This window comes from Staphylococcus sp. B1(2026) (assembly GCF_058895785.1).
In genome coordinates this window covers 1-11519 of sequence record NZ_JBZXTS010000041.1, presented here as the reverse complement: position 1 = coordinate 11519, position 11519 = coordinate 1, and the positions used below count along the sequence as shown (strand labels likewise).

Genomic DNA, 11519 nt, shown 5'->3' with positions numbered 1-11519 from the left:
TGATGAAGAGTGATGAGATTGTCTATAGTTTTAAAAAAATGTATGAGTTTATTTTGCTCTTCTATACTAGCAAAATAAACTTCTTGTTTTTTTACTATATTTGAGTTTAAATTCACTTGACTTCCAGGTTGTCCATATTTTTTCCAATTCAATCTAAAGATTTCAAACCAATAAAACATAAAATCTATTTCAAATTTTGGATTATAAAAAATTAAAAATCCATCATGAACACCAGTTTGAACATAGTTTATAACAGGCTTTCCAACAGTTGCTGCTATACTTAATAATAAATGTGGAGTTTTTATTACACGAGTTTTTTCTTGCCCTAACTTAGAAATTTTCTGATTTAAGTAATTAATTCTTCCATTTTGCTCTGTAACATCAGTAATTCTTAACCATCCAATTTCTGAATTTTCATCAAACCATTTTGAGTCTTGTATCGGTCGTGGTGAAGAACCACGACTAATCTCCGCCACTTCCTCCAACTTACGCTGTTCCCAAGCTTGAATTCCATATAATTAATTATATAATTTTGTATATTTATAAATATTAATGTTTAGTAATAAGGTTGAATATTTCATTTTTATTTTGCTGTATAAAGCAATTGGATGAATTAATTATTAAGTTGAATGGGTGAGAGAATAAACAATCTATTGTTGATGAAATATTAAATGACAATAGGGTAGCTATGTGGTAATCTTAAAGGATAGTAGTTTATATGATTGGAGGTCTATTATGGAAGAAGTTTTATTAACTTTTAACCAATTTAATAAAAAAATATCTAAACACCAAACGTTTAATAATTTATCGTTTACAGTTCAACGTGGACAAATATTAGGGATTATTGGTGAAAATAATTCGGGTAAGTCAAGATTATGTCATTATATTTTGAAATATAGATACAGCAAACGTGGTGGCTTAGTTGTTCATGCAAAAGAAATATCAATTATGCCTGAATCACCATTGTTTTATAGTGATTTTAGTGGATGGAAGAATTTAAAACTATTGAGTCAATTAAATTATCCAAATATAACAGATGAACAATTGGTGCAAATATTAAAAGTGATGCATCTTTATCATGAGCGTAAGAAAAAAGTAAGAGATTATTCTTTAGGTATGCGTGTTAGATTATCATTAGCATTGGCATTAGTTTCACAACCTGATTTATTAATTATTGATGAACCCTTTACAGGTTTAGATACATTTGCTAGACATGAGTTGATTCAATTATTAAAAGTATTAGCTAAGCAAGGTATAGGTATTTTATTGACAACGAATCATTTAACTGAAGCGGAAAATTTATGTACTGATATTATAGTGCTAGCAGATGGTAAAATATCAGAAGTAATTGATTTTAAAGAAATATCAAAAACTAAAGTTGCAACGCAATTTAAAGTTGATAAAGTTGAAACGGCACGTAATCTATTAAAAGGTTATGGCTATAAAATTTTAACGAAAACAGAAGATGCTATCGTTGTAGAAGTTGAAAATGGTTATTTAGATGAGAGTATTGAATTATTAGTACAACATGATATTAAAATTAGCACTGTAACAGAAGTAAAAGAAACTTTATCAAAATATTTTGTATCATCTATTAATGAGTAAAGGAGAAATATGAAAGCATTATTTAAATTTGAATTTGCTAAATTGTATCATCGCAAAATAACATGGTTAATGATTATCATGAGTATAGTGTTGTCTGTGATAGCTGCTTTTACTATTCCTTGGTATAAAAATAAGCATGAGATAACAATATTAATGAGTTATACAATTTATATGAAGTATATATTAACGACGATTATTTTTATTTCAATTATTTATTTTAATTTAACTTTAGTCGAAGAAATGCAAAGAAAAACTGCTAAAATTGTAGCTTATCAGCAAATTAAAGTTGGGAAATGGTTAATGGCTAAATGGTTCAATATTACTGTGTTCTGTTTAATATTGGCGAGTTTGTCTATTATATCTTTAGTTGTCGGTATTTATTTATTTAGTGGCTATGTATTATTTGATGAACAAAGTTTTGCTAATAATTTAGCTGTTGAAATAATAACATTAATTGTGCGCTTATTGTTTTACGGTGGTTTAACAATGTTATTAACTAATATTTTTGTATTAAGTCGATTAGCTGTGTTAATTAGTATATGTTGGTTGATTTTCAATCAAAAGATTATTCATTATTTAGAGTTATTAATTAATAATAATTTTACAAACTATACGAAACATTTACCGACAAGTATTTTAAAATTTATGCAACAAGATAATAATTTAGCGATGCAGCAACTAGTGCAGTTTACATTACAAGCACTTATTATTTTATTAATTGCTCTTGTTTTGATTATTATTTCACAAACTATTTTTAAAAAACGTGTTGCGAGAATAAAATAATAAAAGATATCATTAATTTAACGTGTTTGTTTAATTAATGATATCTTTTTGTTATTTCATGAACATCCAAATAACTGTTGAGAAACCAGATAATAAAATTGTGATTAACATGATGAAAACCATAATACGACTTAATTTTTTACGCATGAATGTATCCTCCTTGTATAATATCTAATTCTATTGTATCAAAAAATATATATTAAACAACTACAAAATGTTTCTAAGGTGTGATTAGTTGCAGTCTCTATAAATTATGGTAAAATATAAAAGAAATAAAAAAGGAGGACAATTCATTTGAATATTTTTATCTATTTCATTTTAATTTCATTGTTACCGATGTGGGCACAATATAAATTGAAATCTACTTATTCGAAATATAGTAAAGTCGCGTCTACTTCTGGAAAAACTGGTAAACAAGTAGCGGAAGAAATTATGCACGCTAATGGTATTTATGATGTAGAGGTAGTACAAGGTCAAGGTTTATTATCTGATCATTATAATCCTTCAACGAATCAAGTTGTTTTATCACCACATAATTATTCTACACCTTCAGTGGCAGCAACAGCAGTTGCAGCACATGAAGTAGGGCATGTTATCCAAGATAAAGTGGCTGATTATAAACCAATGAGATTGCGTGCGATGTTAGTCCCTTTAGCTAATTTAGGTTCTAATTTAAGCTGGATGGCAATTACAGTAGGTATGTTTTTAACGTATATGAATTCTTATTTAGGTCATTATGCATTATGGGCAGGTGTTATTTTTATGGCTTTTGCCGTGATGTTCCAAATTGTTACATTACCTGTAGAATTTGATGCCTCAAAACGTGCTTTACAACAAGTTGAAGCATTAAATATTGTAGAAGAAAAAGAATATCGTCATTGTAAAAAAGTTTTAACAGCAGCGGCATTAACATATGTTGCGGGTGCAGCAGTTGCATTAATTGAACTATTTAGATTTATATTAATGGCAAACAGTAGCTCGCGTGATTAATAAAAAATAAGGCTTGAGAATAATTACTTCAAGCCTTATTTTTTATTTAGTCATGATTAAGAGGTTGTTTATTTTGATCTAATGTGAAACCTTCGCCCATCACATCGTGAGTATCAACAACTGTAACAAAAGCATGTGGATCTACTTTATTAATTAAACGTTTCATTTGTTGAATTTCATTGCGTGCCACAACACAGTAAATAATTTTATTTTCATGTTTAGTATAGTAACCTTGGGTATGAATAAATGTCACACCACGATTTAATTCTTTATCAATTAACTCAGCAATTTCGTTATATTTTGAAGAAATAATAGTAAAGCCTTTACCACCATAACCTCCTTCAACAACAAAGTCGATCACACGTGTTGCGATGAACACGAATAATAGCGTGTAAGTTGTCGTACGTAAATTTTGAAAAACAATTAATGTCATTAGAATAACTAAAAAGTCAACTGCTAACATGACTTTACCCATTGATAAACCAAAATATTTATTCACTATACGCGCAATAATATCTGTACCACCTGTTGTACCACCGGCATTAAATGTTATACCTAGACCTAAACCAAGAATTACACCACTAATAATAACAACAAGTACTAGATCATTTTGTAAATTAATAGTAAAGTGAATGTGGCTAAAAATACTTAACCAAGCAGATACGGAAACTGTACCAAGTAAACTATAAACTAGTGAACGTTTACCTAATGTACGCCAACCTATAATAAATAAGGGGATATTTAAGATAATGTTCATATAAGAGACAGGAATCTTAAATAAATAGTATGTAATTAAAGTAATACCTGTTACGCCGCCTTCAAAAAGTTCATACGGAATAATTAAATAATTAATACCAAAAGAAAAAATACCGGTACCGAGAATAATAAGCAAAATATTTTTTAACTTAAACATGTTTAACTCCTTCGTAAATATAATTGTTTATAATTATAGCAAATAATAAAATAGTTTTAAAGTTGCATTTATACTCTATTCACTATACATTATTATGATAATTTAAAATAGGTATTCTTTAAAATGTTTTAGTTGATGTCTATCATTATAATGTAAGTGCATTAATAAATGCAGAATTAGCTTCTATAATTTGTGTGTGATTTTTATTTTAAATTGTCTAAAGCATATTGTGCTTCTTCTGAAGTGAAATTTTCTCCATATTCTGATGTCAGTTGCTCGTACAACTCATCTTTAGGTGATTTTTTTCATTTATATAGTATCGAGCATTTTTAAGTGCATTGATCTTATAATCAACTTTTAAATTATCAATAGCATATTGTGCGATTTTTGGGGATAGATTTTCACCGTAAGGAGCGATCAATTGATTATAAATACCGGCTTTTGACATATGAAATTTATTCGAATAAGAATATGCACTTTCTAATGCATATTCTAGGTCAGTTAGTTCTTCTATTTCATTATCAAAATCAAAATTATTAATTATTAAATTCATTAATACTATGATTTGATAGTTTGAAAGTTTTTCCATAGCGCCTCCATATACATTAAAATAAAAAATGACGTTAAAAAATAGAATAAACAGTTAGTGTCTCAAATTATAGCTTATTTCCTTAAAAGAATATATTATTATATAAATAATTTTATAATTTATTAAGTCAGAGTTTTTTGTCAGTATGTGGCGTAAACTTTAGAAGTTCTGTTAATTTTATAAAGTAGTATTTGATTTATTAAAAAAAATCAAAAAAAGTGATGAATATGGTTGACGACAAGGGGGGAGTGTATTATACTATTCAAGTATAGTATGTAGGTGCATACGTACCTTGACATATCTGTATATTTTTGAAAAATCGGAGGGGGGGAAACAGAGATGTCAAAAACAGTAGTTCGTAAAAACGAATCATTAGAAGATGCTCTTCGCCGTTTCAAACGCACAGTTTCTAAAAATGGTACAATACAAGAAGTTCGTAAACGTGAATTCTACGAAAAACCAAGTGTTCGCCGTAAGAAAAAATCAGAAGCTGCGCGTAAACGTAAATTCAAATAAGAATAGCGTTAGTGGTGGATGTTTCTCATGCTAAGTAACCCTTCTTAACATAAAGAGAACGAAATGATAACCATACTAGATAGTCATCTAGTATGGTTTTAAATATAATTGGAGATGAATAAGTATATGAATAAAGCGATGAATGTAGAAAGTTTCAATTTAGATCATACTAAAGTTCGTGCACCGTATATTCGTTTAGTCAATGTTTATACAGGTACGAATGGTGATAAAATTTATAAATATGATATTCGTTTTTGTCAACCTAACAAAGAACATTTAGAGATGCCAAGTTTACACTCATTAGAACATTTGGTAGCTGAATTAATACGTAATCATTTAGCTGATGTTTTAGATTTTGGTCCAATGGGCTGTCAAACAGGTTTTTATTTATCTGTTATTAATAATCCAAGTTATGAAGCTATTGAAACAGCTTTAACAGCAACATTACAAGATGTTTTAGTTGCGACAGAAGTACCAGCTTGTAATGAAGTGCAATGTGGTTGGGCAACTTCACACTCGTTAGAAGGTGCCAAATTAGTAGCTGAACAATTTTTAGCTAAAAAAGATGAATGGCAATATGTTTTTGATACAGACTATCCTAACAACTAATAAAAATTCGGTAAGATTTAATCTTATCGAATTTTTTGTGTTTATACAATATAAGCTTTAATATTATTAATTAATAAATTATAACGTGTTGCAGTATCTTTATTTGTACCACAATATTCTCTAGCTATGACTTCACTTAACGTATAGTCTATGTGTTCATGATATAAAGTAAATTGATCACTTGTTAAGTCAATAATATAATTATTAATTTTGTTGAAATAATGCGTCCCCCCATTATTATTACGTATTCTATGGATTGTACCGCCAAACATATCATAAACGAGCATAGCAGTAATTGCACATTGACCATAGGTAGGGTCATTATCTAAATTAAATGCTGGATCAGTTTGACAAGCTGGATAGGCTGTTTCTCGTTGCCAAGAGTGTAATAATATTTTAAATAGTTCATCAAGCGTTGTGATTTTATTTGATGCTTTATCTTGGCGTCTGCTAATACTTTGACTATGCTCTTGACCATAATATGTAATAGGTCTACCTGTGCGAGTGAAAAACATTGATATTCCTCCAATATAAGTGATAGGTAAATTTTATCATGTTTACAATGTCATCGACAGTGTTTTCTTGATTAGTATTTATAACTTTATAAGAATAATTAAAGGGGAGTATTATCAAAATATAGTATGTATTGATGAAAAAAAGCTATGAATATTAATATTTCAAGCTTGTTCATTTAAAAGTCAAAAAAAGTCAATTAAAAATGTTGACTTATATTGACTAATTTGATAATATAGGTTTTGTAATTAGCAAACACTATATAAGAGTGCTAATGAAGAGGAGTGATATGATGTTAGTAGAAAGACAGTTATTGATTCTACAGTCTATCATCGATGATTTTATCGATTCAGGTCAACCTGTTGCCTCTAAATCATTATTGAAACAAGCTAAATTTAATATTAGTTCTGCGACAATACGCAATGAAATGAGTAATTTAGAAGAAATGGGGTATATCGAAAAGCCACATACTTCAGCAGGTCGAGTTCCCTCAGAAAAAGGGTACCGTTATTATGTTGATTACTTATTGCATCAATATCATTTAACTGATATAGAAGCACAAAAATTACAACAATTAAAATTAACTAAACACTATAGTCCACAAGACACTTTAAAAACAACAGCCTTATTATTATCAGAGTTAACAGACTATGCAACAATTGTCTTACCACCTGCTACTAGCAATAAGACAATTAAAAAAATAGAGTTAATTTTATTAGATCAAGATCATTTATTGATTATGTTAATCGTCAGTGATGGGCAAATTAAGCAACAGAATTTTAATATACCTTATGATTTACAACAATTTGAAATAACTTATTTAAATAAATTATTAAATGATTATTTATTTAATGTTAATTTAACAGAAGTGTATATGTTAATTCAAAACCAGTTAACGACCATTTTAAAGAAAACGATTAAACATTATGATGTCATCATCAATTTGATTATGAATGTCATTAAACAAGATAGGCAACATCATCATTATGTTGCTGGTAAAATGAACTTGTTTAAACAACCTGATTTATATGATATTAATATAATGGGCAATATGTTGTATTTATTTGAACAACCTGATTTTTTACAATTAATTGAACCAACATCAGGTAAAAATAAAGAGGTGAAGATAGGTAAAGAATTAAATCATGAAATGATTCGAGAACTGTCCATAGTTTCTAAAAATTATCATGATCATCATAATAATATTGGCACAGTTGCGATTATTGGGCCAAAACGAATGAATTACAATAAAGTCATGTGTATGTTAGACTTAGTTAATCAATATTTAGAAACTGAACTTTGATGATGGGAGGGAAAACTGTTGGAAAATACACCGATAGATAATCAAGAAGAAGTTGTAGAAAAAATTGAAGAAGAAACAACAATTCAAGAACAAGAAGAAGCAACTCAAGAAGAAACAGTAACAGAAGAGGTAGATGAATTAACACAATTAAAACATCAAATTTCTGAATTAGAGCAACAAGTAAAAACACAAGAAGATAAATATTTAAGAGCCTATGCTGAGTTTGAAAATTTCAAACGTCGTAAAAACGAAGAAATTTTAACAGACCGTAAATATCGTGCACAAGCGGTAATTACTGATTTATTACCAGCATTAGATAATTTAGAAAGAGCATTGTCACATGCTTCTGAATCAAATAACGAAGAAGTGCAATCATTAACAAAAGGTGTACTAATGGTACAAGAAAGTATTTTAGCTGCACTTAAAAATGAAGGTGTTGAAGTAATAGAAGCTTTAAATGCCACTTTCGATCCAACAATTCATCAAGCAGTTATGCAAGAAAATGATGAAACAAAAGAAAGTGGTAGCGTTATAGAAGAATTTCAAAAAGGTTATAAATTAAAAGATCGTGTACTTAGACCGTCAATGGTTAAAGTAAATGCATAATATATAAATAAATTCGGAGGAAAATAAAATGAGTAAAATTATTGGTATCGATTTAGGAACAACAAATTCATGTGTAGCAGTGATGGAAGGTGGCGAACCAAAAGTTATCGCTAATCCAGAAGGTAATCGTACAACACCTTCAGTTGTTGCATTTAAAGGTGAAGAAATTCAAGTAGGTGAAGTTGCTAAACGTCAAGCAGTAACAAATCCTAATACTGTAATTTCTATTAAACGTCACATGGGTACAGATTATAAAGAACAAGTAAACAATAAAGCATATTCACCACAAGAAATTTCAGCAATGATTTTACAAAACTTAAAAGCAACGGCAGAAGCTTATTTAGGTGAAAAAGTAACAAAAGCTGTTATTACAGTACCAGCCTACTTTAACGATGCACAACGTCAAGCAACTAAAGATGCAGGTAAAATTGCAGGTTTAGAAGTAGAACGTATTATTAACGAACCAACTGCTGCAGCATTAGCATATGGTTTAGATAAAACAGATGTTGATCAAAAAATCTTAGTATTTGACTTAGGTGGTGGTACATTTGACGTATCATTATTAGAATTAGGTGACGGTGTATTTGAAGTATTATCAACTTCTGGTGATAACTACTTAGGTGGTGACGACTTTGATGAAGCGATTATTAATCATTTAGTTGCAGAATTTAAAAAAGAACAAGGTATTGATTTATCACAAGATAAAATGGCAATGCAACGTTTGAAAGATGCAGCTGAAAAAGCTAAAAAAGATTTATCAGGTGTTACTTCTACACAAATTTCATTACCATTCATTTCAGCAGGTGCAAGTGGTCCAGTTCACTTAGAAATGACATTAACACGTGCTAAATTTGATGAATTAACTAGTGATTTAGTTGAAAGAACTTTAAAACCAACACGTCAAGCATTAAAAGATGCAGGTGTATCAGCTAGTGAAATCGATCAAGTATTATTAGTAGGTGGTTCAACACGTATTCCTGCTGTACAAGAAGCAATTAAAAAAGAATTAGGTAAAGAACCTAATAAAGGTGTTAACCCAGATGAAGTTGTTGCGATGGGTGCAGCAATTCAAGGTGGTGTATTAACAGGTGATGTGAAAGATGTTGTATTATTAGACGTTACACCATTATCATTAGGTATTGAAACTATGGGTGGCGTATCAACTGTATTAATTCCACGTAATACAACAATTCCAACATCAAAATCTCAAGTATTTTCAACTGCAGCAGATAATCAACCAGCAGTAGACATTCATGTATTACAAGGTGAACGTCCAATGGCAGCAGATAACAAAACACTTGGTCGTTTCCAATTAACAGATATTCCAGCAGCACCACGTGGTGTACCACAAATTGAAGTAACATTTGATATTGATAAAAATGGTATTGTTAATGTAACTGCTAAAGATTTAGGTACACAAAAAGAACAAAAAATTACAATTGAATCAAGCTCTTCATTATCAGAAGAAGATATTGACAGAATGGTGAAAGAAGCAGAAGCAAATGCAGACGCAGATGCTAAACGTAAAGAAGAAGTAGATACACGTAACAATGCAGATCAATTAGTTTTTGCTACAAATAAAACTTTAGAAGAAGTTGAAGGTAAAGTAGACGAAGCATTAATTAATTCTGCTAAAGAGAAAAAAGAAGCTTTAGAAGCAGCAATTAAAGAAGATAATCTTGAAGATATTAAAACAAAAACTGAAGAATTACAAAAAGTCGTACAAGAATTGTCAATGAAATTATACGAACAAGCAGCCGCAAGTCAACAAGCCGAAGGTGCAGCACAATCAGAAACTAAGCAAGATGATGATGTCATTGATGCTGACTTTACTGAAAAATAATTTAAACAAAGGCTGAGTCATCTCAGCCTTTCGATTATCTTATATAACAAAGGAGAATAGCAGTATATGGCAAAAAGAGATTTTTATGAAGTGCTAGGTATTACTAAAGCGGCAAGTGAACAAGAAATAAAAAAAGCTTATCGTAAATTATCAAAAAAATACCATCCAGATTTAAATAAAGAACCCGGTGCTGATGAAAAATTCAAAGAAATTTCAGAAGCATATGAAGTGCTAGGCGACAAAGAAAAGCGTCAACAATATGATCAATTTGGACATGCAGCTTTTGAACAAGGTGCAGGTGGTTACGGTGGCGGCTTTAGTGGCTTTGGCGGTGGTGACTTCTCAGATATTTTTAGTCAATTTTTCGGTGGTGGTTTTGGTGGCGGTCGTGCCAATCCAAATGCACCGCAACAAGGTAATGATTTATTACAGCGAATGACGATTACTTTTGAAGAAGCAGCTTTTGGTGCTGTTAAAACTATTAGCGTCACTAAAGAAGATGAATGTCGTACTTGCCATGGTTCAGGTGCTAAACCTGGAACATCTAAACATACTTGTTCTCAATGTCATGGGCATGGTCGTGTCAATGTTCAACAAAACACACCATTTGGGCGTATACAAACACAACAAGTATGTCCACAATGTCATGGTAGTGGTGAGCAAATAGATGAACCTTGTTCAACTTGTCGAGGTACAGGTCATGAACGTAGAACATCACAAATTGAAGTAACTATTCCAAAAGGGGTAGATACTGGGCAACGTATCCGCTTATCTGGTAAAGGTGAAGCAGGAATTAATGGTGGACCAGCAGGTGACTTATATATTGAATTTGAAGTGAAATCACATCGTTTCTTCACAAGACAAGATGATGATTTATACTACACTTTAGATATTACTTTTTCACAAGCAGCATTAGGTGCGGAAATAGCAGTACCAACATTAACAGGAGAAGTTGCTTTAAAAATCCCAGCTGGAACACAATCTAATTCTAAATTTAGATTAAAAGGTAAGGGTATGCCTAATGTACGTGGTTATGGACAAGGTGATCAGTATATTATTGTAAAAGTGGTGACACCTAAACATTTATCTAAACGTCAAAAAGAATTATTACAAGAACTAGCAGATATAGGTGATGAGAAAATTATTAAATCCAACGAAAGCATTTTAGATAAGATGCGTAAAGGTTGGGAAGAATTTAAAGATCATTTTGAATAAATTAAAAGATTGGCTCTTTGTCAAAGAGTGTTGA

General features: G+C 30.2%; 14 protein-coding genes. 9 read left to right on the top strand and 5 right to left on the bottom strand.

What is annotated here, in order from left to right; all coding sequences use genetic code 11:
- Positions 1-476, bottom strand: a 476-nt coding sequence (locus tag AC5EAH_RS06625) for a restriction endonuclease subunit S (protein ID WP_493493988.1), incomplete at its 3' end; no start/stop codon positions are given.
- 259 nt (positions 477-735) lie between these two features.
- On the opposite strand from AC5EAH_RS06625, the gene AC5EAH_RS06620 reads away from it, so the two are divergent.
- The 3 genes from AC5EAH_RS06620 to AC5EAH_RS06610 all read left to right on the top strand — a co-directional run bounded on the left by AC5EAH_RS06620 (position 736) and on the right by AC5EAH_RS06610 (position 3378).
- Positions 736-1605, top strand: a complete 870-nt coding sequence (locus AC5EAH_RS06620; RefSeq protein ID WP_493493987.1) for an ATP-binding cassette domain-containing protein — start codon at positions 736-738, stop codon at positions 1603-1605.
- A gap of 9 nt (positions 1606-1614) precedes the next feature.
- A complete protein-coding gene (locus AC5EAH_RS06615; RefSeq protein WP_493493986.1) occupies positions 1615-2388 on the top strand; it encodes an ABC transporter permease in 774 nt (257 codons plus the stop codon).
- A gap of 294 nt (positions 2389-2682) precedes the next feature.
- Complete coding sequence (locus AC5EAH_RS06610; protein ID WP_493493985.1) at positions 2683-3378, top strand: zinc metallopeptidase; 696 nt, start codon at positions 2683-2685, stop codon at positions 3376-3378.
- Positions 3379-3424: 46 nt separating this feature from the next.
- Here AC5EAH_RS06610 and AC5EAH_RS06605 read toward each other — a convergent pair whose 3' ends face one another.
- The 3 genes from AC5EAH_RS06605 to AC5EAH_RS06595 form a co-directional block, all read right to left on the bottom strand.
- Entirely contained in the window at positions 3425-4291 is an 867-nt protein-coding gene (locus tag AC5EAH_RS06605) for a YitT family protein (RefSeq protein WP_493493984.1), read from the bottom strand.
- A 203-nt stretch (positions 4292-4494) separates the two neighbouring features.
- Positions 4495-4575: an Ltp family lipoprotein gene (locus tag AC5EAH_RS06600; RefSeq protein ID WP_493493989.1), complete on the bottom strand. Its 81-nt coding sequence runs from the start codon at positions 4573-4575 to the stop codon at positions 4495-4497.
- Complete coding sequence (locus AC5EAH_RS06595; protein ID WP_493493983.1) at positions 4560-4880, bottom strand: Ltp family lipoprotein; 321 nt, start codon at positions 4878-4880, stop codon at positions 4560-4562. The genes AC5EAH_RS06600 and AC5EAH_RS06595 overlap by 16 nt, the downstream gene beginning before the upstream one ends.
- Before the next feature lie 339 nt (positions 4881-5219).
- Between AC5EAH_RS06595 and rpsU the strand changes: the two genes are divergently transcribed.
- A complete protein-coding gene (rpsU, locus tag AC5EAH_RS06590; RefSeq protein ID WP_493493982.1) occupies positions 5220-5396 on the top strand; it encodes a 30S ribosomal protein S21 in 177 nt (58 codons plus the stop codon).
- 126 nt (positions 5397-5522) lie between these two features.
- Positions 5523-6005, top strand: a complete 483-nt coding sequence (locus AC5EAH_RS06585; protein ID WP_493493981.1) for an S-ribosylhomocysteine lyase — start codon at positions 5523-5525, stop codon at positions 6003-6005.
- A gap of 41 nt (positions 6006-6046) precedes the next feature.
- Here AC5EAH_RS06585 and AC5EAH_RS06580 read toward each other — a convergent pair whose 3' ends face one another.
- Positions 6047-6520, bottom strand: coding sequence for a YunG family protein (locus AC5EAH_RS06580; protein ID WP_493493980.1), 474 nt, complete (start codon positions 6518-6520; stop codon positions 6047-6049).
- Between the two features lie 290 nt (positions 6521-6810).
- Between AC5EAH_RS06580 and hrcA the strand changes: the two genes are divergently transcribed.
- The 4 genes from hrcA (at position 6811) to dnaJ (ending at position 11485) form a co-directional block, all read left to right on the top strand.
- Complete coding sequence (gene hrcA, locus AC5EAH_RS06575) at positions 6811-7821, top strand: heat-inducible transcriptional repressor HrcA (RefSeq protein ID WP_493493979.1); 1011 nt, start codon at positions 6811-6813, stop codon at positions 7819-7821.
- Between the two features lie 18 nt (positions 7822-7839).
- Complete coding sequence (gene grpE, locus AC5EAH_RS06570) at positions 7840-8427, top strand: nucleotide exchange factor GrpE (protein WP_493493978.1); 588 nt, start codon at positions 7840-7842, stop codon at positions 8425-8427.
- Positions 8428-8455: 28 nt separating this feature from the next.
- Positions 8456-10270 (top strand): molecular chaperone DnaK, encoded by a 1815-nt coding sequence (dnaK, locus tag AC5EAH_RS06565; protein ID WP_493493977.1) that lies wholly within the window; start codon positions 8456-8458, stop codon positions 10268-10270.
- 66 nt (positions 10271-10336) lie between these two features.
- Positions 10337-11485 (top strand): molecular chaperone DnaJ, encoded by a 1149-nt coding sequence (gene dnaJ, locus AC5EAH_RS06560; protein ID WP_493493976.1) that lies wholly within the window; start codon positions 10337-10339, stop codon positions 11483-11485.
- Positions 11486-11519: the final 34 nt, after the last annotated feature.